A 20,754-nucleotide genomic window follows, 5' to 3' on the forward strand; every position below is an offset into this window, starting at 1 on the left:
AACCGCTTTGTGACATGCCCACCGCCCTTTCAGGTGATGTATGAACAACTGGCTTCGCAAAAATCCTCAGGTCCGCACCATTCGTGTGGCCGCCGCAGACCTCAATGGCCAAGCCCGGGGCAAGCGCATCCCCTCGCGCTTTGCCGATAAGGTCACGACCGAGGGCACCCGCTTTCCCGTCTCGGTGTTGAACCTCGACATCTGGGGCGAGGATATCGACGACAGCCCGCTGGTGTTTGAAACGGGCGATGCGGATGGCGTACTGAAACCGACCGAACGGGGCTTCATGCCGATGCCATGGCTCGACGCGCCCTCGGCCCTGCTGCCCATCTGGATGTTCCGCGAAGATGGCCGCCCCTACCCCGGCGATCCGCGCCATGCGCTGCGCGCGGTCCTGGACCGCTACAAGGCGCGCGGGCTGACGCCGGTCTGCGCCGTTGAGCTGGAATTCTTCCTGATCGACGATTCGGGCCGCAACCTTCAGGTGCCTGTGTCGCCCCGGTCGGGCAAGCGGCGCAAGGCGGCCGAGACCATGTCGATCCGCGCGCTTGACCAGTTCGATCTGTTCTTCACCGATCTTTATGACGCCTGCGAAGAGATGGACATCCCCGCCGACACCGCCATTTCCGAGGCGGGTCTGGGTCAGTTCGAGATCAACCTCATGCATTGCGACGACGCCCTGCGCGCCGCCGATGACGCATGGCTGTTCAAGATGCTGGTCAAGGGACTGGCCCGGCGGCACGGCTTTGCCGCAAGCTTTATGGCGAAACCTTACGAGGATTACTCCGGCTCCGGCCTGCACACCCATTTCTCGGTATTGGATGAGAAGGGCGACAACATCTTTGACGATGGCGGGCCGAAGGGGACCGACACGCTGCGCCACGCTGTGGCGGGCTGCATGAACGCGATGCAGGGCTCGGCGCTGGTCTTTTGCCCGCATGCCAATAGCTTTGACCGGATGGTGCCGGAATCCCATGCGCCCACCGGGGTTTGCTGGGCCTATGAGAACCGCACCGCCGCGATCCGCATCCCCTCGGGCAGCCACAAGGCGCGGCGCATCGAACACCGCGTCTCGGGCGGGGATGTGAACCCCTATCTGATGCTCGCCGCCGTGTTGGGTGCCGCGCTCAACGGGATCGAAGACGCGCTTGAGCCGCCCGCCCCGATCACCGGCAACGCCTATGCCGCCGAATTGCCGCGCATGCCGAGCGATTGGAAAACCGCCATCGACCTGTTTGAAAGCTGCCCCCATGTCGCGCGGATTTTCGCGCCCGAGATGATCCGCAACTTCGTGCTGACGAAGCGTCAGGAATTGCATTACATGCAGGAATTGACCCCAGAGGAACAGGTCGAGATCTATCTCGACACTGTGTAACAGGTGACACATGAAAATCGGCATTCTGCAAACCGGCCATTCCCCCGACGACTTTCGCGAACAGCTGGGCGACTACGGCGAGATGTTCACCAAACTGCTGGACGGCCACGGGTTTGACTTTCAAATCTGGTCGGTCGTCGATGGTGTCTTGCCCGACAGCGTGACAGAGGCCGACGGCTGGCTTATTACCGGATCGAAACACGGCGCCTATGAAGATCACGATTGGATCCCGCCGCTTGAGGAGTTCATCCGCCAGACCTATGCCGATGGCCGCCCCATGATCGGCGTTTGTTTCGGGCATCAGATCATCGCCCAAGCGCTTGGCGGCAAGGTCGAGAAGTTTACCAACGGCTGGTCCATTGGCCGCACCGAATACGACATGGATGGTGAGAAACTGGCGCTGAACGCATGGCATCAGGATCAGATCGTGGACCTACCCGAAGGGGCGCGCGTCGTCGCCTCATCTGACTTTTGCGCCTATGCGGCGCTGGCCTATGACGACCGCATCTGGACGGTGCAGCCGCACCCTGAGTTCGGCCATGACTTCATCGACGGCTTGATCAAAACCCGCGGCAAGGGCGTGGTGCCCGAGCATCTGCTGGAACAGGCGACTGCCGCCTTGGGCGGCCCCATCGACAACCAAAAAATCGCGGACCAAATGGCCGCATTCTTTAAAGACAACAGGAAAGAGAGGGCCTGATGGCCGAGGATTGGACAGAAGCACTACCCGAAGCGGCGCGCGCCTATCTTGAGGGCCGGCGTCTGGACGAAGTGGAATGTATCATCCCCGACCTGCCCGGCATCGCCCGGGGCAAGGCCGTCCCGGCGTCGAAATTCGCGCGGCAAGAGTATTTCCACCTGCCCGACAGCATCTTCTACCAGACCATCACCGGCGAATGGGGCGAAGCGGCGGGCGATGACGGTTTCATCGAAAAAGACATGATCCTGCGCCCGGATATGGACACGGCCACCGCCGCACCTTGGACCGGGGACTGGACGCTTCAGGTCATCCACGACGCCTATGACCGCGACGACAAGCCGGTGGCCTATTCGCCGCGCAATGTGCTCAAACGCGTGGTGCAGCTTTACCGCGACAAGGGGTGGGAGCCGGTTGTCGCCCCCGAGATGGAATTTTTCCTCGTGGCCCGCAACATCGACCCGGCCAAGGAAATCCTGCCGATGATGGGCCGCTCGGGCCGCCCGGCAGCGGCGCGGCAGGCCTATTCGATGACCGCGGTGGATGAATTCGGCCCCGTGATCGACGACATCTACGACTTTGCCGAGGCGCAGGGTTTCGAGATCGACGGCATCACCCAAGAGGGTGGCGCAGGGCAGCTTGAGATCAACCTGCAACATGGTGATCCGGTGCGGCTGGCCGATGAGGTGTTCTATTTCAAACGGCTGATCCGCGAAGCCGCGATGCGGCATGAGTGCTACGCCACCTTCATGGCCAAACCCATCGCCGATGAGCCGGGCAGCGCCATGCATATCCATCATTCGGTGCTGGACGTGGAAACCGGCGGAAACATCTTTGTCGATGCCGAAGGGGAAGAGACCGCCCCCTTCCGCCATTTCATCGCCGGTTTGCAAAACCACATGCCAAGCGCGCTCGCGGTGATCGCACCCTACGTCAATTCCTACCGCCGCTACGTCAAGGATCACGCCGCGCCGATCAACCTTGAATGGGGCCGCGACAACCGCACCACGGGCATTCGCGTGCCGCTCTCGGGGCCCAAGTCGCGCCGGGTGGAAAACCGTCTCGCTGGGATGGACTGCAACCCCTACCTCGGCATCGCCGCCAGCCTCGCCTGCGGCTATCTGGGGCTGATCCAGCAAAAAGACCCACTGCCCGAATTCAAGGGCGATGCCTATGTCGGCGAAGGGGATATTCCGCAAGTTCTGGGCCAAGCGCTCGACCTTTTCGAGGAGGCGACAGAGCTGCATGAGGCTTTGGGCCCGGATTTCGCCCGCGTCTATTCCATCGTGAAACGGGCGGAATATGAGGAGTTCCTACAGGTCATCTCACCTTGGGAACGTGAACATCTGCTGATGAACGTCTAACGCCCGGAGGCCCGATGAACCTGCTCTACGCCAATGACACGCCCGGCCAGTACCCCACCAGCTGGTACGCCGCCACCGCCACGAAACACGCGGCCTACCCGCCGCTTCAGGGCGATACCAAGGCCGATGTCTGTGTCGTTGGCGGCGGCTACACCGGGCTTTCCGCCGCGCTGCATCTGGCCGAAGCAGGTTACGACGTGGTGCTTTTGGACGCGCAGCGCGTCGGCTTCGGCGCCTCGGGTCGCAATGGCGGGCAATTGGGCTCGGGCCAACGGGTCGAGCAGGACGGGCTCGAAAAGATGCTGGGCGAAGACCATGCCGTCAAGCTGTGGCAGATGGGCGAAGAGGCCAAGGAACTGGTCAAATCCCTCATCGCGAAACATGAGATCGATTGCCACCTGAAGCCCGGCGTGGCCTGGACCGGTTCCACCACATCTGACGTGCGGCATCTGCACGATTATGCCGAGCATCTGCAAAAGCGCTATGGCTATGATGAGATCGAAGTGTTGGATCACGCCGCGCTGCAATCGGTCTGCCCCTCGCCCGACTACAAGGGTGGCGTGCTCGACATGGGGGCCGCGCATCTGCATCCCTTGAACTACGCCCTCGGCCTTGCCCGCGCCGCTGCCGCCGCAGGCGTGCGCATTCATGAGACAAGCCCCGCCGAGAACATCGTCGAGGGCAGCAAGGCGCTGGTGCAAACCGCCACGGGCAGCGTGAGCGCCGATCATGTGGTGCTGGCCTGCAACGGCTATCTAGGCAAGCTCAACGGCGACGTGGCCGCCAAGGTCATGCCGATCAACAATTTCATCGCCGCGACCGAACCCTTGGGCGCGCGCGTGAAAGACGTGCTGCCCCGCGACGTGGCCGTGGCCGACAGCCGCTTTGTGGTAAACTATTTCCGACTGTCGCACGACGGACGGCTGCTGTTTGGCGGCGGCGAGAGCTATGGCTATCGCTTCCCGCAGGACATCGCCGCCAAGGTGCGCAAACCGATGTCGCAGGTCTTTCCGCAGTTGAAGGACGTTGAGATCGACTACGCTTGGGGCGGCACTCTTGGCATCACGATGAAGCGCCTGCCCTATGTGGCCCGGCTCGCGCCGAACATCCTCTCGGCCTCGGGCTATTCCGGTCACGGGGTTGGGACCGCGACCCATGCGGGCTATCTGATGGCCAAGGCGATCAAAGGCGATGCCGCGGGTTTCGACACGATGGCCGCGATCCCGACGCAGGCTTTCCCCGGCGGGGCCTCTCTGCGGAGCCCGCTTTTGGTGCTTGCGATGCTTTGGTATGCGACGCGGGATCGGTTGGGGCTTTGACTTCGCTCTGAGCGGTCGCGCGGGTTTGGCTGGTGGTGGAGTGCGGGGGCTCTGCCCCCATCGCGCCTTTGGCGCGATTCCCCCGAGGGTATTTGAGAAAGGATGAAGGGGAAGAGGGGGTGGCCTGTTGTGGGGGCATCCCCCCTTGGTTTGCGTAGGCGTTTGTTTTACTATTCTGGAAATCATTATTCAGGATTTTGAAATATGGCTTTGCCCGACATGCACCGTGCCGAACCGATCCCTGCCGAAGCGGAGGCCGCCATTGCGGAGCTTTTGCAAAGTGGCGATCTTTTTCGCTATACTGCGGCCAAGGACGCGCCTGTTTCCCTGTTGGAGGTCGAATTTGCGCAGATGATGGGCAGTGAATATGCGCTGGCCGTGTCCTCCTGCTCGGCCGCGCTGTTTCTGTCCTTGCTTGCTTTGGACTTGCCGGTTGGGGCGCCGGTGTTGATCCCGGGTTTCACCTTTGCTGCCGTGCCTTCTGCAGTGATCCACGCAGGCTGCAAGCCGGTGCTTTGTGAGGTGGGCGAGAATTACCGTGTGGATTTGGAGGATTTCGCCGCCAAACTGCCGGGCGTTCGGGCGGTGATCATCAGCCATATGCGGGGGCATACTTCGGATATGGATGCGATCATGGGGCTTTGCGAGGCTGCTGGCGTGCCGGTGATCGAAGACGCGGCCCATTCGCTGGGCACGCTTTGGCGGGGGCGGAAACTCGGGACGATTGGCAAGATCGGCTGTTTTTCCTTCCAGTCCTACAAGATGATAAACGCAGGCGAAGGCGGCATCCTGATCACCGATGACGCCGATCTGGTGGCGCGGGCGATCATCATGTCGGGCGCTTATGAGCATAATTGGAAGAAACACGCGGCCCTGCAAGACAGCTTTGCCAAATGGCAGAACCGGCTGCCGCTGTACAATCTGCGCATGTCCAACCTTTCGGCTGCGATCATCCGGCCGCAATTGCCGCATTTGCCGCGCCGGGTGGCCGATGGACTGCGCAATCACGATCACATGGCGGCGCGGCTGGCGGCCTCCCCCTTGATCGAGGTGCCAAGCCCCCTGCCCGGTGAGACCCGCGCGCCGGATTCGATCCAGTTCAATCTGGTGGGCCTCTCTGACGCCAGCATCCGCGCTTTCGCGGCAGCGGCGGAGGCGGTGGGGGTGAAGGTGCAGGTCTTTGGCCAAAGCACCGACAACGCCCGCGCCTTTTGGAACTGGCAATTTATTGCAGACCTGCCCGAGCTGCCGCGCACCCGCGCCATGCTGATGCGGGCCTGCGACGTGCGGCTGCCGGTACAATTGACGCTGGAGGAGATCGACGCCGTGGCGGATGTGATTTTGGGCGCGCTGAGGGATGTGGCCGAGGCGCAGGCGGCCTGAGGCGGGCGCGCGACGCCCGCTTCTTCTGGGGTTAGTTCAGCTTTGACAGTTTATCCTGCAACTCTGCCAACTGCTTTTTGATCGCGTCCAGATCGTCGCCCTGTTCGGCCTGCTGTTTGGGCGGCTCTGGCGTGGTTGATTTGGCCCAGCCGCCGGTCATCGCCTTCATGAAGGCTTCTTGCTGCGCCTGCATCGCTTCCATGCCCGGCATCTTGGCCATCGGGTTCATCGCGCTCATGTTTTCGATCGCCTTGGACTGGCCATCGCGCAGCATGTCGAAGGAGGCTTGCAAGAACTGCGGCACCACCGAGACGTTGCCTGACATATAGCTGCGCACCAGATCGGTCAGCACATCGACCGGCAAGACGGCCTCGCCCCGGCTTTCATGTTCGGCGATGATTTGCAACAGATATTGCCGTGTCAGATCGTCGCCAGATTTCAGATCGACGATCTGAACCTCGCGGCCATCGCGGATGAAACCGGCGATATCTTCCAGCGTGACGTAATCGCTTGTTTCGGTGTTGTAGAGCCTGCGGCTGGCGTAGCGTTTTATCAGCAAGGGCTTCGGTTTGTCCGCCATGATGTTACTCCCGACCAATGGTGCTGCATCGCAGCTTAGGACAGGGATCGGCAAATAGAAAGAGCGCATGACAAAAGGGCAGGCCCGTCTGGACCTGCCCTTTCTTTAAGCATTCCCTGGCGCTGGAAAGCCCAGCGTCAGATTTACTTCACAGTCGCTTTTTTGGCGGCAGCCTGTGCGGTGGCCACGCCTTCGGTGGTGGCGGCTTTGGCGTCGCTTTGCAGGTCTTTACCAGCCGACATCATCAGCTCGACGGTGTCCATCTGAACCTTTTTCGCGATCTCGGCGAAGGCGGCCATATGCTCGGCCGCGGATTCGGCGGAAGCGGAAGCGAAATCGGTCATCGCTTTGGCGTAGTCTGTGGGCTCGGCTTTGACCTTGGTCATCTCGGTCAGGCGGGCCAGTGTCTCTTTCGTCCACGCAGTGGAAATGTCGGCGGATTTTTCAGCCGCGTCGAAGGCAACGCCGGAGAGTTTCTCGTTCAGGGTGGCGGTGTTTTTGAATGCGTCTTGCATGGCGGCGTTATCCACCGGGAAAGCGCCCAGAACGTCTTTGAACATCGCGGTCATGTCAGGTGTCTTGGTCATGTCTCAATCCTTTTAATGCTACTGTGGCAAGGGAGCGGGGAGACCCGTCCGTTTCGCGTCTGACCACAACATAGATGCCGCAGCGCAGCATTTCAAGGTTTTTTCTGCATTGCAGCATGAGCCCGAAGGGTGTTTGGATTACCCAAGGTAATCAGTCGTTTGCCTTGCGGGTCACATAGCTGCCCGGGGCATCGGCGAGAATATCCCGGCCATCGTCGCCGGGAAACCGTGCGGGAATCATCGGCCCTGCCCGTTTGGTGAGCCACTTGCCCCACCGCGGCCACCAAGACCCTTCGTGAAAGGCGGCGGCCTCGCGCCATGCGGCGTAGTCCTGCGTGAGATCGCCGTTCACATAGTGGCCGTATTTCTTCCGATTGGGTGGATTGACGATGCCCGCGATATGGCCCGATTGCGCCATGATGAAGGTCTTGTCCTTCGACCCCATCTGCTGCACCCCGCGGTAGCAGTCTTTCCACGGCGCGATGTGATCCGTCTCGCAGGCCACGGCGCAGAGCGGCACCTCGATATCATCCAGCGTCAGCCGCTCTCCGAGCAGTTTGAAACCGCCCTCGGCCAATTCGTTTCGCTGGCAGAGACCGCGCAGGTATTGCATTGCCATCTGCCCCGGCAGATTGGCCCCGTCGCCGTTCCAATAGAGCAGGTCAAAGGCCGGGGGCGTCTCGCCCATCATGTAGCTGCGCACGGCGGGACCATAGACCAGATCGTTGGACCGCAGGAATGAAAAGGTGCGCGCCATGACGACCGAGGGAAGAATGCCCTTATCCGCCGTCTCGGCCTCGATCCCGTCGATGAAGTCATTGGTGAGGAAGGGCTGAAACTCTCCTTGATCCGAGAAATCGGTGAGCGCGGTGAAGAAGGTGGCGGATTTGATCGAGCTATCGCCACATTTTTTCAACAGCGACAGGGTCAGCGCCAGTGTGGTGCCGGCGATGCAATAGCCCACCACGTTAAGGCGTTTCTCCTGAGTGATCGCCTTCACCTCTTCAATCGCGGCGAGGTAGCCCTCTTCGACATAATCCTCCATGCCGATCTGGGCATAGCTGGCATCGGGGTTCACCCATGAGACGATGAACAGCGTGTGCCCCTGATCGACCAGCCATTTGACGAGGCTGTTCTGCGCCTTGAGGTCGAGAATGTAGAACTTGTTGATCCACGGCGGGAAGATCAGCAGCGGTGTTTTATGGACTTCTTCGGTGCTGGGGGTGTATTGGATCAACTCGAACATGCGGTTGCGAAACACCACCTTGCCCGGCGTGGTGGCGATGTTGCGGCCCAGCTCAAAGGCGCTGTCATCCGCCAGTTTCACGACCAGCTCGCCGTTGTTGGCCTCCAGATCCGCGATCAGGTTCTCCAGACCTTTCACGAGGCTCTCGCCCTCGGTCTCAACCGCGCGTTCCAGCACGTCGGGATTGGTGGCGAGGAAATTGGTCGGCGACATCATCGCGATGATCTGCTGGCTGAAATAGACCAGCCGCTTTTTCTCGGCCGGGTCCATGTCTTGGGCATCTTCGACCGCTTGGCGCAGCGCCTCGGCGTTGATCAGATACTGCTGTTTGATGAAGTTGAAATAGGGATGCGTCTGCCACAGCGGATTGGCGAAACGTTTGTCGGTCGGCGCGTCCTCTTCAACCGGGGCCAAACCGCCCTTGGCCAGCGCCTGTTGCGCCTCGACGAAATGGGCGACCGATTTGGTCCAATAGCCCATCTGATGCTCCATCAAACGGGCCGGATTGGTCATCGCCTCGGCCCAGTAAGACTGTGCCGCCTTGGCGAAAAGCTGTTGGTTCGGACCATCGAGCGCGGGCTGATGGCCCTCGCGCTGCGCCATCACACGGGTCAGGCGCTGGCTTAATTCTTCAACCTTTTTCAAGTTTTGCGCCATACGAGACAGGGCTTGAGGCTCGGCAATCTCGGGATTCTCGGATTCTGTTGTCATCTTAACCCTTACCTCCTATCTTCGCAGGTGCAGCATAAAGGAGCCCCCACATGCGCTATATGGCCACCTACGACATGATGGAGTCCATCCGGAACACCAATCAATGGCTCGGCGCGTCTGCGCTTGCTATGGCATCCTACCCGGCTTTCTCTCTGTTTCCAAACCCTGCGATGGAATGGCTCGCCGCTTGGGGTGAGGTGACGGAACGGACCTTTGCCCGCATGGTCGTGAAACCCGATTGGGACATCCCCCCGGTGGTCGGCCCCAAGGGGCAGGACTGTCTGGTCAGCATCGAGCCTGTGATGGAACGGCCCTTTGGCGATTTGCTGAAATTCTCGGTCCAAGGCCGCGAAGAGACGGGCCGCAAGGTTCTTTTGGTCGCGCCGATGTCGGGTCATTACGCCACGCTGCTCCGTTCCACTGTGATCTCCCTGCTGCCTGATTGCGACGTCTATGTGACGGACTGGCACAACGCGCGTGATATTCCAGTTAGTGCGGGCAAGTTCGACATCGAGGATTATACGCTCTACCTCGTTGATTTCATGCATCACCTCGGGCCGGACACCCATGTGATCGCGGTCTGCCAGCCTGCGCCGCTGACGCTGGCCGCCACCGCCTATCTGGCCGAGGAAGCGCCCGAAGCGCAGCCGCGCACATTGACGCTGATCGGCGGGCCGATTGATCCGGATGCCGCGCCCACGGATGTGACCGATTTCGGGCATAGCGTGACCATGGGCCAGCTTGAGCAGATGATGATCCAGCAGGTCGGCTTCAAATACGCGGGCGTGGGGCGCAAGGTCTATCCGGGGCTGTTGCAGCTCACCTCCTTCATTTCGATGAACAATGACACCCACCGCGATGCCTTTGCCAATCAGATCACCCGCGTGGCGCAAAAGACGGCGCATGAGCATGACAAGCACAACAAGTTCTACGACGAATACCTCGCGGTGATGGACATGCCGGCGGAGTTCTACCTGTCGACCGTGCAACGCATTTTCAAAGAGCGCGAGATTGCGCGGAATGTCTTTACCGTGGCGGGCCGTCAGGTCGACATCGGCAAGATCACGACCGTCGCCGTCAAGACGGTCGAGGGCAGCAAGGACGACATTTCCGCCCCCGGCCAGTGCATCGCCGCTCTTGATCTGTTGACCGGGCTGCCAGATGCCAAGAAGGCCAGCCATCTTGAGCAGGGCGCGGGCCATTACGGGATCTTCGCGGGCAAAAGCTGGCGCAATAACATCCGGCCCTTGGTGCTCGACTTTATCGACGCGAACAACGGCACGCCTGAGCCGCAGAGCCCTGCGCCCCAAACGCCCGGGCCGCAAAAGCCCGCGTCTCAGAAACCCGAGGCCAAGAAGAGCGATAAACCCGCAGCGGCCTGACCCGCTGACCTATTGCAGCACCAGAGGTTGATGCAGCCAGTCGCGCAGCGCGGCGGTGGTCGCCTCTGGCTGCTCTAGGCTGGGCAGATGGCCAGCGTCTTCGAGCACCGTCAGCTTGGCATAGGGGATCATCTCGGCCATGAAGGCATGGCGTTTGACCGGGCAGAGCGCGTCATGTTCCCCGCAGAGCACCAGCGCGGGCACCTTGCATTTGCGCAGCACCGGCTGTTGATCGCGCCGCCGTTGCAGGGCGCGGGATTGGCGGACGAAGACATCGCCGCCCAGCGTCTCGGCCATCTCCATCGCGCGGGTCAGCACCTCGCCCCGCCCCTTGCCGGGGGCGAGGAAACCATTGGCCATCCGCGCCTGCATCGCCTCCCCCAGCTTGCCCGACTGCGCCATGATGATCTGCGGTTCACGGTCCGCGGCAATGGCGGGCAATTCGGCCAGCATGTGGGTGGCCAAGAGGGCAATGCGGCTGATCCGGTCGGGCGCGCGGCGCAGCAGTTCCAGCGCCACCACACCGCCCATGCCCTGCCCCACCAGCGCGAAACGCGGCGGCAGTTGATCCAACAGGCCCGAGGCGATCTCCTCGATCCGTTCGCCTTGGGTGATCGGGGCCAGCACCACGGTCCCGCGCGGCGAGAGCGCTTGAATCTGCGGCGTGAAGACACGCGCGTCGCACATCATGCCGGGCAGCAGAACGATCGGCTCAGCCATTGGCCAGGCTCCGGTGCGGTATGCGGTTGAAATGACGTGGTTTCATGCCGTCCCCCTTGGGTTTGGCAGTCTCTTAGCATGGGCGGTTTCGGGGGGACAGCGGGGCGCAGGCGCGTCGGCGGTTCCATGCCCGCGCCCTTGGTCACCCCGCGTCGCCGGAGACCGCGTTGATCGCCTCCACGATCATCGCCAGACAGCGCGCGTCCGAGAAACGGTGATCGGCATCCTTGACCAGCGTCAGTTGCATGTCAAGGCTTTGCGCATGCTCCAACAGCCGCACCGCCGTGGCCGTGCTGACGGCGGTGTCCGCCGTGCCCTGCAACAGGCGCACCGGGAACGGCAGGTTCAGCGGATCGCGCAGCACCAACCGCTTGCGCCCGTCCTCGATCATCCGCCGGGTGATGACATAGGGCTCCATATAGTCCGACGGCAATTCGACCTGCCCGACCTCTTCCAAGGTCTGTTTCTGCGCCTCGGTGAAATTCGCCCAATAGCCATCTTCGGTGAAATCGGGGGCCGCGGCGATGCCGACCAGCCCGGCGACCCGCTCGGGCAGATGCCGCGCCAAGAGCAGCGCCTGCCAGCCGCCCATCGAGGAGCCGACGACGATCAGCGGCCCCTCGGTCAGCGCCGCGACTGCAGCCAGCGTGTCTTCGTGCCAATCGCCGATGCACCCTTCGGTGAATAGGCCCGACGATTCCCCATGGCCGGAATAATCGAACCGCAGAAAGGCGCGCCCCTCAGTCCGGGCCCAGTCTTCGAGATAGACCGCCTTGGTCCCCATCATGTCGGACTTCAGCCCGCCCAGAAACACCACGCAGGGCCCCGCCCCTTCGGTCTTGTGATAGGCGATGCGCCGCCCCTGCGGCGTGTCGATGAATTTGCTGTCTGCCATGCTGCCTCCGTCTTTGGTCCAATCATGAGCATCGCGGCGGTTGAGAGCAAGTCAGTCCTCGGATAGATGCTCAACCTCCGGCAGCCAATGGGCCAACACGGCGGCGGCCAGCGCCATGACGGCAAAAAGCATCAGCGTTGCTTGCGCCCCGATCAGCGCAGCCCCGCCGCCCAGCACGCCCGCCAGCAGCAAGAGCAGCCCGATCACTGTATTGCTCACCGCCGCATAGGCGGCGCGCTGGTCTTTCGGGGCCATGTCGACCAGATAGGTCGACCGCCCCTGCCGCACGCCGTGATAGGCGATCATCAGGATGAAGAGCACGGCGGGCATCGCCCAGACCGCCTGCGCCAGACCAAGGAACCACAGCCCCACCGCCAGCGCCATCGCCACCGCGCCCACGATCCCGGTCAACATCAGCACCCGGCGGCTCGACATATCCGACAGCCGCCCCCAGACGTAGGAGCTGACCAAAGACGCCAGCGCCGAGGCCAGCACCAAGGCGCCCAATTGGCCCAACTGCCCGCTCTCTGACGAACCGGCAAGCACCACCAAATAGGGCGGCGCCAGCGCGGTAGAGACCAAAAGACCGCGCACCAGAATGAAAAGCCACAGATCGCGGTTGCCGCGCAGGAGTTTGAAATCCACGCCATCGGCCTCTTCGGTCTCGCTCGGCGTTTCCATGATCGTTGAGAACAACAGTGCCGCCGCGATCCAAAGCCCCGCCGCCAGCGCGATGGCCGCCACCACGACGCCCCGGCTTTGAAACAGCCCCGACATCAGGAGCCCTGCAAAGATCACCACGCCGACCGAGGAGACAGACCCCGCCAGTCCGGTCACCGATCCGCGCCGGGTCTTGCCCACGGTCTTGCCCAGAATTTCCTTGAACGACACCGAACAGGCCGCGCGGCAAACGGCGAGCAGCGCCAGCGCGGCGCAGACCGCATAGCCCGCCATGGCCCCCTCAAGGCTCAGCGCAGCAAGGGCGATCAGCCCCGCCGCGACCCCCTGCCCGACCGAGCCCCAGACCCAAGCCCATTTGCGCCGTGCCATGCGCTGCACCACGCCCGCCAACGCGATCTGCGGCAAAAGCGAGCCTGCCTCGCGGATCGGCACCAAGGCGCCCGCGAAAACCGCAGGCGCGCCAAGAGCGCTCAACAGCCAAGCCAAGACCAGTTTCGGATCGATCAGACCATCGGCCACCTTGGTCATCGACAGCGACACGATATGGCGCAGGCCGTTGCGCGCCTCGGCCCGCTGCGCCTTGTCGTCCAACCCCGGTGCCGGGTCGTCCGCCCCCGAAATCGTCTCGAATGCGCGCTGCGCCGTGTCGTCTTGCATCTGACCGATCCTCATTGTTGCCCGCCTGACATAGCGCGCCATCGCCCTGCCGCAACTTTCCCGAAACGGTCTCACTTGCATTGACAAGCCGCGCCCGCGCCGCCACATAGGCCCGACACATAACCCGCAACCGGGCGTCTCGTAGGCGCCAAACCGACGAGGAGCGCCCAAGATGGCCCAAATCTCCCTCACCCTTCCCGATGGCAACAGCCGGCAGTACGACGCCGGGATCACCGCTGGTGAAGTGGCTGCCGATATCTCTAAATCGCTCGGCAAAAAGGCCATCAGTGCCACCGTGAACGGCGCGCATTACGATCTGGCTTGGCCGATCGAAACCGACGCCAGCATCGCAATCCACACCATGGCCGACGAGGAACAGGCCAACGAGCTGGTGCGCCACGACCTTGCGCACATCATGGCCCGCGCCGTGCAGGAAATCTGGCCCGACACCAAGGTCACCATCGGTCCGGTGATCAAGGATGGCTGGTATTACGACTTTGACCGCAAAGAGCCTTTCACCCCCGAGGATCTCGGCCTCATCGAGAAAAAGATGAAGGAGATCATTAACAAGCGCGACCCCGTCCGCACCGAGGTTTGGGACCGCGCCCGCGCGATCAAACATTACGAGGACCTGAACGAGCCCTATAAAGTCGAGCTGATCGAGGCGATCCCCGGCGACGAGCCGCTGCGGATGTATTGGCACGGCGATTGGCAGGACCTCTGCCGCGGCCCGCACCTACAGCACACCGGGCAAGTGCCGGGCGACGCCTTCAAGCTGATGTCCATCGCCGGCGCCTATTGGCGCGGGGACAGCAGCCGCGCCATGTTGCAGCGCATCTACGGCGTGGCCTTCACCGGCAAGGAGAAACTGCGCGCCCACCTCAACATGCTGGAGGAGGCCGCCAAACGCGACCACCGCAAGCTGGGCAAGGAGATGGGCCTGTTCCACATGCAGGAAGAGGCACCCGGTCAGGTCTTCTGGCACCCCAACGGCTGGCGCATCTACACCACCCTGCAAGATTACATGCGGCGGATGCAGGACCGCGACGGCTATGTCGAGGTGAACACCCCGCAGGTCGTGGACCGCAAGCTGTGGGAAAAATCCGGCCACTGGGACAAGTATCAAGAGAACATGTTCATCGTCGAAGTCGACGAGGACCATGCCCGCGAAAAGGCGGTGAATGCGCTCAAGCCGATGAACTGCCCCTGCCACGTTCAGGTCTTCAACCAAGGTCTCAAATCCTACCGCGACCTGCCGCTGCGCATGGCCGAGTTCGGCTCTTGCGCGCGCTACGAGCCTTCGGGCGCGTTGCACGGCATCATGCGGGTGCGCGGCTTTACCCAAGACGACGGCCATATCTTCTGCGCCGAGGATCAGATCACCTCGGAAACCGCGAAATTCATTGCCTTCCTGTCCAAAGTCTATGCCGACCTCGGCTTCCATAACTGGATCATCAAACTCTCCACCCGCCCCGAAAAGCGGATCGGCTCGGACGAGACATGGGACCATATGGAACAGGCGCTTGGCGATGCCTGCAAGGCCGCGGGCTATGACTTCGAGGTGCTCGAGGGCGAAGGCGCCTTCTACGGCCCGAAGCTCGAGTTCACCCTGACCGACGCCATCGGGCGCAACTGGCAATGCGGCACCCTGCAGGTCGACGCGAACCTGCCCGAACGGCTGGAGGCGAGCTTCATCGGGCAGGACGGCAATAAGCATCGCCCCGTGATGCTGCACCGCGCCACCCTGGGCAGTTTCGAGCGGTTCATCGGTATCCTGATCGAGGAACACGCCGGCAAGCTGCCCTTCTGGATCGCGCCGCGGCAGGTCGTTGTGGCCTCCATCACCTCCGAGGCCGATGACTATGTGGCAGAGGTCGTGGAGACGCTGAGGGCCGCTGGTGTCCGGGCCGAGGCGGACATGCGCAACGAGAAGATCAACTACAAGGTCCGCGAGCATTCGCTGGGCAAGGTGCCGGTCATCCTCGCCGTGGGCGCGCGCGAAGTCGAGGAGCGCACGGTCTCAGTCCGGCGTCTGGGGCAAAAGCAGACATCCGTACAGCCGCTCGACGCACTCACCGCCGAACTGGCACAGGACGCGACCCCGCCTGACCTGCGCTAACGCGCTGTAACAAACATGCGCTCCGGCGGGTTTGCGGGCAATATGCCCCCTACCTGCCGGAGCGTTTTTGTAACAATCCCTCCCTTCCTGCGCGGGATCGTTACAACTTTCGCCGTTTTTCCGCGTGAATTCTGACGGGACTGTGACACACTCGCTCGTGACTGGCTTGTGAGCGAACGGGCTGCTCTAGTAAGCCTGTCAACACCATCAGGAAGGAAAATGACAATGTCCAACACACTCAAGACCGCCGCCATCGCAGGGGCCGTTGCCGCCGCTCTCGGCAGCCACGCCACCACCGCAACTGCCGCCTCGCAAGAGAAATGCTATGGCGTATCGCTGGCCGGTGAGAACGACTGCGCCGCTGGCCCCGGCACGACCTGCGCCGGCACCTCCGTGACCGACTACCAAGGCAACGCATGGACCCTCGTCGACGAAGGCACCTGCGCCGAGATCGACCTCCCCGCCATGGCCGACGGGACCGAGCGGACCGGCTCTCTTGAGCCGCTCGACCGCGACCTGCCCGCTTAATCAAAGCGGTCCGGGCGGCACCCGCCCGGACCCTGCCCCGCCCCATGCCGGAGGCCGATATGCGCGACAATACCCCCCCTCTCACCACGCTGCCCAATGCCCCCGGTGTCGGATATAAATCCCGGCATTTCGATGGCTTGATGGCTGATCCCGGCCCGGTCCGCTGGATCGAGGTGCATGCCGAGAACTACATGGGCGACGGTGGCCGCCCCCATGCGCAGCTGCGCGCCTTGCAGGAACGTTTCGCCCTGTCGGTTCATGGCGTCGGCCTGTCGATCGGCGGCGAAGGCCCCCTCGACGCAGACCACCTCGCGCGGCTCAAGACCCTCTGTGACCGAACCCAGCCTGCGTCCTTCTCCGAACATCTGGCGTGGTCGACCCATGGGATGGAATATCTCAACGACCTCCTCCCCCTGCCCTATACCGAAGAAACGCTGACCCGCGTCGCCGCGCATATCAATCAGGTGCAAGAGGTCTTGGGGCGGCAAATGCTGCTTGAAAACCCCTCAAGCTACCTCGCATTCGAAGAATCTGACTTATCCGAAACTGACTTTTTAGCCGAGATCATCGCGCGCACCTCCTGCGGGCTCTTGCTGGATGTCAACAATGTCTTCATTTCAGCCACCAACCTCGGGCTATCGCCGCAGGGCTACATCGACGCCTTCCCGACAGACCATGTGGGGGAGATCCATGTGGGCGGCCATGACGACGACACCGACGATCACGGCGCGCCACTGTTGATCGACAGCCATGGCAAAGAGGTCGTCGATCCGGTCTGGGACTTGCTCAGCTACACGCTGGCCCAAACCGGTCCAAAGCCGGTACTGGTCGAGTGGGACAATGACGTGCCCGACTGGCCCGTCCTGCGGGCCGAAGCCAATCGCGCCGCCGAGGTGCTGGCGTGACCGACCAGCACAGTTTTCGCGCGGGGTTGCTTGACCCCGCACGCCCCGCCCCCGCGGGGCTGCGCGATGGCAAGGGGCAACCGGCGGGCGCGCGTTATGGCGTCTATCGCAACAATGTCACCCATTCCCTGATCGCGACTCTCGAAGTGGCCTTTCCGCTGGTGCGCAAGCTGATCGGTGCCCGCAATTTTGCCGACCTCGCGCCGCTCTATGTCCGGGCGCATCCGCCGAAATCGCCGATGATGATGCATTATGGCGCGGATTTTCCGGGGTTTATCGCAGGTTTCGCGCCACTGGCGAAAATCGGCTATCTCGCCGATGCCGCAAGGCTCGACCTCGCGCTGCGGTCCTCCTACCACGCCGCCGACGCGGCACCGCTGGATCCGCAGACCTTCGAGGCGCTCCCTCCCGATGCGCTGATGGGGGCGAAGCTGACCCTCGCCCCCGCGACCCGCCTTTTGCGATCAGATTGGCCGCTTTTCGACATCTGGCGCTATAATTTCACCGAGAACGCGCCCAAACCGCACAACGTGGCGCAGGACGTGGTGATCACCCGCCCCGCTTATGATCCCGCCCCGCATCTGGCGCCGCCCGGCGCGGCGCAATGGTTCGGTCACCTTGCCGAGGGGCGGACCTTCGGGGCGGCCCATGAAGCCACAGTCGGTGCCGCACCTGAGTTCGACCTCGCCGCCGCCCTAGGCTTTGCACTGAGCCACGGCGTCTTCAGCGCGATTTCCGTGGAGGAAAGCCAATGACCCGATTTCTGCCCCTTTACCGCACCACCGCCGACCGACTGGAGCGTGCCGACTGGCTGCTTCCAACCCTTGCCCGTTTCCTCTTTGCCGCGGTGTTGCTGGTCTATTTCCTGAACGCCGGTCTGACAAAACTCGGCCCCGGCCCTTTGGGCATCTTCACCCCCTCCACCGGGGCCTACGCCCAGATCTTCCCCCGCGTTTTCGAGGCGGTCGGCTATGACACCGACGCGCTTGGGCTGTTTCATTGGCTTGTCGTCGTCGCCGGAACAGTGGCGGAGTTCATCCTGCCCCTGCTTATCGTCATCGGCCTGCTGACCCGACTGGCCGCGCTGGCGATGGTGGGCTTTGTCGTGGTGCAATCGCTGACCGATCTCTACGGCCACGGCAGCGCCCTCGGCGCGTGGTTCGACCGTTTCCCCGACGCCCATATCCTCGACCAGCGGGCGCTCTGGATTTTCTTGCTTTTGGTGCTGGTCATCAAAGGGGCCGGCCCCCTGTCACTGGACCGGCTGATAGCAGGCCGCGGTTAAAGCATCGCTTGAACGTCGGCTTCTATCTCCTTGTTCCACCCCAGAAACAGCCGATCACCCACCGCAATCAGGGGGCGCTTCATCAGGGCCGGATGGGCTTTAATCAGGGCCAGCGGCTCTTCCTTGCGGGCCGCGTCATCCAGCCCGCGCCAGGTTGTCGAACGGGTGTTGAGCAAGGCCGCACCAAACTGCGCGTGGGCCTTTTCCAAGACCGCGGTGGGCACGCCCTCCTCCCGCACGTCGACCAATTGCGCCTCTGGCAGCGCCTTTTTCGCCTTACGACAGCTGTCACAATTTTTCAGCCCATAAATTAGCACATCCGTCTCCCTCAGCCTCGCGATCCCACGCCCAGTTGCGGATCTCGCAGCTGATCGCTTGATTTTTTTCCAGTCCGCGCGATCTTTCTATTATGGCGGGTCGCAATTCAATCGCTTTCGCCATTCTGCTGGACGCAGAGACGCAAAGACAAAGGAGGCGCGGAGATTATGCCAACTGGCACCGTGAAATGGTTTAACACCACCAAAGGCTACGGGTTCATCGCCCCCGAAAGCGGCGGTAACGATGTATTTGTTCATATTTCGGCGGTCGAACGGTCTGGCCTGACCGGCTTGGCGGACGATCAAAAGGTCAGCTATGAACTGACCGAAGGCCGCGACGGACGGCAGATGGCCACCGACCTCGCGCTGCTCTAGCCACGATATTGCAAGAAAACACCCGGCGTCCCGCGCCGGGGGTTGCTTGAAAGATCAGTTATACGAACAGCCCTTGGTCCCAACCGGGCAAGGCACGCGGGCTGAACGGCGCGGTGTGACCACGCGGTGACGGCGCTGCACAGGGTGCGCCTTGACCTCAGCATAGGTCATGGTCTGGTTCGGCGTGCCACAGCAGATCGCCCCGCCAAGGGTCACCGGTTGCAGCCCCGCCGGGCAGTAATTTGCGGAACTGGGATAGGCGTAGACCTTGGGCTCTGCCGAGACCTGACTGGCCAGCCCGGCTGAAAGCAGCCCTGCCGCCACTGCAATAGCTGTCATTACACGCATGATAACCCTCGTAACTATGTATAATATTAACAAAGATTGCCGGGGCGATTTCCTTTAGTCCAGTCTTTTATGGCAGGTCCGTTTTAGTTCAGCCGCGCCGGGAGCGTCGCATAGCCGTGAAAGCGGATGCGCCCGCCCCCTTGGCGCGCCGCGCTGATTTCATAATCCGGGTAGCGGTTCAGGAAGCGTTGAAGCGCGATCTTCCCTTCCATCCGCGCCAAAGTCAGCCCCACGCAGACATGCGGGCCACCGGCAAAGGCCAGATGCCGATTGGGCTTGCGCCCGATATCAAATTTTGTCGGCTCCTCAAAGACTTCCGGGTCGCGGTTCGCAGCGCCGATACAGAGATGCAGGTTGCTGCCCGCGGCAATCTCGACCCCGCCGATGGTGACCGGGGCCGTGGTTTCCCGGTTGCCGAATTGGTTGGGCGAGCGAAAGCGCAGCACCTCTTCTATAAAAGGCCCGATCAGAGTAGGCTCGGCCAGCAGCCGCGCCTTCTGGTCGGGATGGTCATGCAGCAGCGCAAGGGCGCTGCCGATCAGATTGGTCGTCGTCTCATGGCCCGCGTTCAGGATGAAAATACAGTTCTGGATCAACTCGATCTCGGTTAACTGCCCCCCGTCATCCCCCGCGATCAACCGGGTCAACACATCAGTTTCGGGATCCCCCGGCGCGGCCCGGCGCCGCGCGATGAGGTCTTGCAGATAGGCTTTGAACTCCCGCACAGCGGTATGGCCTGCCTCAAGCTCAGCATCGCTCAAGGTCGGCTCCAGCGCGCCGAGGATCGCCAGCGACCAATCGCGAAGCGGGCCACGCTCTTCCATCGGCACGTCCAGCAGGTTGCCGATGATCTGCACCGGGATGCAGCTGGCATAGTCCTCGATCAGGTCCGGCGCGGGGCTCAGCCCCTCAAGCAGCCGGTCGACCGTGTCGATCAACCCCGGCTCCATCCGCGCGAGCGCCTTGGGCGTAAGGGCCGAGGTCATGATCCGCCGCACGCGGGTATGCAAAGGCGGGTCATTAAAAACGAGGCTGGTGGTGTGATGCTCAAACAGGGGGCTGCCGGGGCCGAATTTCGGCGCGAAGGCCAGTTTCTTATCCGAGATATAAAGCGTGGTGTCGCGGTAGATCGCGTTCAGATCCGCATGGCGGCAAATCAGGACCGAGCCGTCAGGCTGGCGCAGCACCGGGGCCTCGCGCAGCAGGCGGTCGTAATGGGGGAACGGGTTCTCGACAAACCCTTCGGGCGGTGCGGATAGATCAAACATGACCCGCAGTGA

21 protein-coding genes are annotated in these 20,754 nt (G+C 62.3%); 12 read left to right on the top strand and 9 right to left on the bottom strand.

Annotation, left to right across the window (positions count from 1 at the left end):
• Nucleotides 1-40: 40 nt before the first annotated feature.
• The 5 genes from ACGYK4_RS01250 (at nt 41) to ACGYK4_RS01270 (ending at nt 6,138) form a co-directional block, all read left to right on the top strand.
• A complete protein-coding gene (locus ACGYK4_RS01250; protein ID WP_067260995.1) occupies nt 41-1,375 on the top strand; it encodes a glutamine synthetase family protein in 1,335 nt (444 codons plus the stop codon).
• Nucleotides 1,376-1,385: 10 nt separating this feature from the next.
• Nucleotides 1,386-2,075: a type 1 glutamine amidotransferase gene (locus ACGYK4_RS01255; protein ID WP_394432736.1), complete on the top strand. Its 690-nt coding sequence runs from the start codon at nt 1,386-1,388 to the stop codon at nt 2,073-2,075.
• Nucleotides 2,075-3,436 carry a glutamine synthetase family protein gene (locus ACGYK4_RS01260; protein ID WP_394454774.1) on the top strand — a complete coding sequence of 454 codons (1,362 nt, stop codon included), beginning with the start codon at nt 2,075-2,077 and terminating at the stop codon, nt 3,434-3,436. Before ACGYK4_RS01255 ends, ACGYK4_RS01260 begins: the two co-directional genes overlap by 1 nt.
• A 14-nt stretch (nt 3,437-3,450) precedes the next feature.
• Nucleotides 3,451-4,755 carry an NAD(P)/FAD-dependent oxidoreductase gene (locus ACGYK4_RS01265; protein WP_394454775.1) on the top strand — a complete coding sequence of 435 codons (1,305 nt, stop codon included), beginning with the start codon at nt 3,451-3,453 and terminating at the stop codon, nt 4,753-4,755.
• 204 nt (nt 4,756-4,959) lie between these two features.
• Complete coding sequence (locus ACGYK4_RS01270; RefSeq protein ID WP_394454776.1) at nt 4,960-6,138, top strand: DegT/DnrJ/EryC1/StrS family aminotransferase; 1,179 nt, start codon at nt 4,960-4,962, stop codon at nt 6,136-6,138.
• 31 nt (nt 6,139-6,169) lie between these two features.
• On the opposite strand, the gene phaR is transcribed toward ACGYK4_RS01270, so the two are convergent.
• The 3 genes from phaR to ACGYK4_RS01285 form a co-directional block, all read right to left on the bottom strand.
• Nucleotides 6,170-6,718: a polyhydroxyalkanoate synthesis repressor PhaR gene (gene phaR / locus ACGYK4_RS01275; protein ID WP_271687875.1), complete on the bottom strand. Its 549-nt coding sequence runs from the start codon at nt 6,716-6,718 to the stop codon at nt 6,170-6,172.
• 143 nt (nt 6,719-6,861) lie between these two features.
• Nucleotides 6,862-7,305, bottom strand: coding sequence for a phasin family protein (locus ACGYK4_RS01280; RefSeq protein WP_067260985.1), 444 nt, complete (start codon nt 7,303-7,305; stop codon nt 6,862-6,864).
• A 151-nt stretch (nt 7,306-7,456) separates the two neighbouring features.
• Nucleotides 7,457-9,262, bottom strand: coding sequence for a PHA/PHB synthase family protein (locus tag ACGYK4_RS01285; RefSeq protein WP_394454777.1), 1,806 nt, complete (start codon nt 9,260-9,262; stop codon nt 7,457-7,459).
• A gap of 50 nt (nt 9,263-9,312) precedes the next feature.
• Here ACGYK4_RS01285 and phaZ point away from each other — a divergent pair, with 50 nt between their 5' ends.
• The gene (phaZ, locus tag ACGYK4_RS01290) at nt 9,313-10,644 is read left to right on the top strand and encodes a polyhydroxyalkanoate depolymerase (protein ID WP_394454778.1); all 1,332 of its coding nucleotides are present in this window, start codon (nt 9,313-9,315) and stop codon (nt 10,642-10,644) included.
• A 9-nt stretch (nt 10,645-10,653) separates the two neighbouring features.
• Here phaZ and ACGYK4_RS01295 read toward each other — a convergent pair whose 3' ends face one another.
• The 3 genes from ACGYK4_RS01295 to ACGYK4_RS01305 form a co-directional block, all read right to left on the bottom strand.
• Complete coding sequence (locus ACGYK4_RS01295; RefSeq protein WP_394454779.1) at nt 10,654-11,364, bottom strand: alpha/beta fold hydrolase; 711 nt, start codon at nt 11,362-11,364, stop codon at nt 10,654-10,656.
• Nucleotides 11,365-11,506: 142 nt separating this feature from the next.
• Nucleotides 11,507-12,259 carry an alpha/beta hydrolase gene (locus ACGYK4_RS01300; RefSeq protein ID WP_394454780.1) on the bottom strand — a complete coding sequence of 251 codons (753 nt, stop codon included), beginning with the start codon at nt 12,257-12,259 and terminating at the stop codon, nt 11,507-11,509.
• 51 nt (nt 12,260-12,310) lie between these two features.
• Nucleotides 12,311-13,597: an MFS transporter gene (locus ACGYK4_RS01305; protein ID WP_394454781.1), complete on the bottom strand. Its 1,287-nt coding sequence runs from the start codon at nt 13,595-13,597 to the stop codon at nt 12,311-12,313.
• Nucleotides 13,598-13,769: 172 nt separating this feature from the next.
• Here ACGYK4_RS01305 and thrS point away from each other — a divergent pair, with 172 nt between their 5' ends.
• The 5 genes from thrS to ACGYK4_RS01330 all read left to right on the top strand — a co-directional run bounded on the left by thrS (nt 13,770) and on the right by ACGYK4_RS01330 (nt 18,434).
• The gene (gene thrS, locus ACGYK4_RS01310; RefSeq protein WP_394454782.1) at nt 13,770-15,716 is read left to right on the top strand and encodes a threonine--tRNA ligase; all 1,947 of its coding nucleotides are present in this window, start codon (nt 13,770-13,772) and stop codon (nt 15,714-15,716) included.
• A gap of 225 nt (nt 15,717-15,941) precedes the next feature.
• Nucleotides 15,942-16,244, top strand: a complete 303-nt coding sequence (locus ACGYK4_RS01315) for a DUF2282 domain-containing protein (RefSeq protein ID WP_271687884.1) — start codon at nt 15,942-15,944, stop codon at nt 16,242-16,244.
• 59 nt (nt 16,245-16,303) lie between these two features.
• Complete coding sequence (locus ACGYK4_RS01320) at nt 16,304-17,149, top strand: DUF692 family multinuclear iron-containing protein (RefSeq protein ID WP_394432716.1); 846 nt, start codon at nt 16,304-16,306, stop codon at nt 17,147-17,149.
• Nucleotides 17,146-17,904, top strand: coding sequence for a putative DNA-binding domain-containing protein (locus tag ACGYK4_RS01325; protein WP_394454783.1), 759 nt, complete (start codon nt 17,146-17,148; stop codon nt 17,902-17,904). The genes ACGYK4_RS01320 and ACGYK4_RS01325 overlap by 4 nt, the downstream gene beginning before the upstream one ends.
• Nucleotides 17,901-18,434: a DoxX family protein gene (locus ACGYK4_RS01330; protein ID WP_394454784.1), complete on the top strand. Its 534-nt coding sequence runs from the start codon at nt 17,901-17,903 to the stop codon at nt 18,432-18,434. The genes ACGYK4_RS01325 and ACGYK4_RS01330 overlap by 4 nt, the downstream gene beginning before the upstream one ends.
• On the opposite strand, the gene ACGYK4_RS01335 is transcribed toward ACGYK4_RS01330, so the two are convergent.
• Nucleotides 18,431-18,751, bottom strand: coding sequence for an ArsC/Spx/MgsR family protein (locus ACGYK4_RS01335; protein ID WP_394454785.1), 321 nt, complete (start codon nt 18,749-18,751; stop codon nt 18,431-18,433). The genes ACGYK4_RS01330 and ACGYK4_RS01335 overlap by 4 nt on opposite strands.
• 168 nt (nt 18,752-18,919) lie before the next feature.
• On the opposite strand from ACGYK4_RS01335, the gene ACGYK4_RS01340 reads away from it, so the two are divergent.
• The gene (locus ACGYK4_RS01340) at nt 18,920-19,126 is read left to right on the top strand and encodes a cold-shock protein (protein ID WP_067262111.1); all 207 of its coding nucleotides are present in this window, start codon (nt 18,920-18,922) and stop codon (nt 19,124-19,126) included.
• A 54-nt stretch (nt 19,127-19,180) separates the two neighbouring features.
• Here ACGYK4_RS01340 and ACGYK4_RS01345 read toward each other — a convergent pair whose 3' ends face one another.
• Both ACGYK4_RS01345 and ACGYK4_RS01350 read right to left on the bottom strand, forming a co-directional pair.
• On the bottom strand, nt 19,181-19,474 hold the full coding sequence (locus tag ACGYK4_RS01345; protein ID WP_394454786.1) for a hypothetical protein: 294 nt from the start codon (nt 19,472-19,474) through the stop codon (nt 19,181-19,183).
• Between the two features lie 83 nt (nt 19,475-19,557).
• On the bottom strand, nt 19,558-20,742 hold the full coding sequence (locus ACGYK4_RS01350; protein WP_394454787.1) for a cytochrome P450: 1,185 nt from the start codon (nt 20,740-20,742) through the stop codon (nt 19,558-19,560).
• Nucleotides 20,743-20,754 lie beyond the last annotated feature (12 nt).

The organism is Sulfitobacter sp. 1A13368 (genome assembly GCF_043557275.1).
Lineage (GTDB): Bacteria > Pseudomonadota > Alphaproteobacteria > Rhodobacterales > Rhodobacteraceae > Sulfitobacter > Sulfitobacter faviae.

Bases quoted from the DNA above. Each gene is read 5' to 3' on its own strand.
- ACGYK4_RS01250 (WP_067260995.1), top strand. From the start codon at position 41: ATGAACAACTGGCTTCGCAAAAATCCTCAGGTCCGCACCATTCGTGTG.
- ACGYK4_RS01255 (WP_394432736.1), top strand. From the start codon at position 1,386: ATGAAAATCGGCATTCTGCAAACCGGCCATTCCCCCGACGACTTTCGC.
- ACGYK4_RS01260 (WP_394454774.1), top strand. From the start codon at position 2,075: ATGGCCGAGGATTGGACAGAAGCACTACCCGAAGCGGCGCGCGCCTAT.
- ACGYK4_RS01265 (WP_394454775.1), top strand. From the start codon at position 3,451: ATGAACCTGCTCTACGCCAATGACACGCCCGGCCAGTACCCCACCAGC.
- ACGYK4_RS01270 (WP_394454776.1), top strand. From the start codon at position 4,960: ATGGCTTTGCCCGACATGCACCGTGCCGAACCGATCCCTGCCGAAGCG.
- phaR (WP_271687875.1), bottom strand. From the start codon at position 6,718: ATGGCGGACAAACCGAAGCCCTTGCTGATAAAACGCTACGCCAGCCGC.
- ACGYK4_RS01280 (WP_067260985.1), bottom strand. From the start codon at position 7,305: ATGACCAAGACACCTGACATGACCGCGATGTTCAAAGACGTTCTGGGC.
- ACGYK4_RS01285 (WP_394454777.1), bottom strand. From the start codon at position 9,262: ATGACAACAGAATCCGAGAATCCCGAGATTGCCGAGCCTCAAGCCCTG.
- phaZ (WP_394454778.1), top strand. From the start codon at position 9,313: ATGCGCTATATGGCCACCTACGACATGATGGAGTCCATCCGGAACACC.
- ACGYK4_RS01295 (WP_394454779.1), bottom strand. From the start codon at position 11,364: ATGGCTGAGCCGATCGTTCTGCTGCCCGGCATGATGTGCGACGCGCGT.
- ACGYK4_RS01300 (WP_394454780.1), bottom strand. From the start codon at position 12,259: ATGGCAGACAGCAAATTCATCGACACGCCGCAGGGGCGGCGCATCGCC.
- ACGYK4_RS01305 (WP_394454781.1), bottom strand. From the start codon at position 13,597: ATGCAAGACGACACGGCGCAGCGCGCATTCGAGACGATTTCGGGGGCG.
- thrS (WP_394454782.1), top strand. From the start codon at position 13,770: ATGGCCCAAATCTCCCTCACCCTTCCCGATGGCAACAGCCGGCAGTAC.
- ACGYK4_RS01315 (WP_271687884.1), top strand. From the start codon at position 15,942: ATGTCCAACACACTCAAGACCGCCGCCATCGCAGGGGCCGTTGCCGCC.
- ACGYK4_RS01320 (WP_394432716.1), top strand. From the start codon at position 16,304: ATGCGCGACAATACCCCCCCTCTCACCACGCTGCCCAATGCCCCCGGT.
- ACGYK4_RS01330 (WP_394454784.1), top strand. From the start codon at position 17,901: ATGACCCGATTTCTGCCCCTTTACCGCACCACCGCCGACCGACTGGAG.
- ACGYK4_RS01340 (WP_067262111.1), top strand. From the start codon at position 18,920: ATGCCAACTGGCACCGTGAAATGGTTTAACACCACCAAAGGCTACGGG.
- ACGYK4_RS01345 (WP_394454786.1), bottom strand. From the start codon at position 19,474: ATGCGTGTAATGACAGCTATTGCAGTGGCGGCAGGGCTGCTTTCAGCC.
- ACGYK4_RS01350 (WP_394454787.1), bottom strand. From the start codon at position 20,742: ATGTTTGATCTATCCGCACCGCCCGAAGGGTTTGTCGAGAACCCGTTC.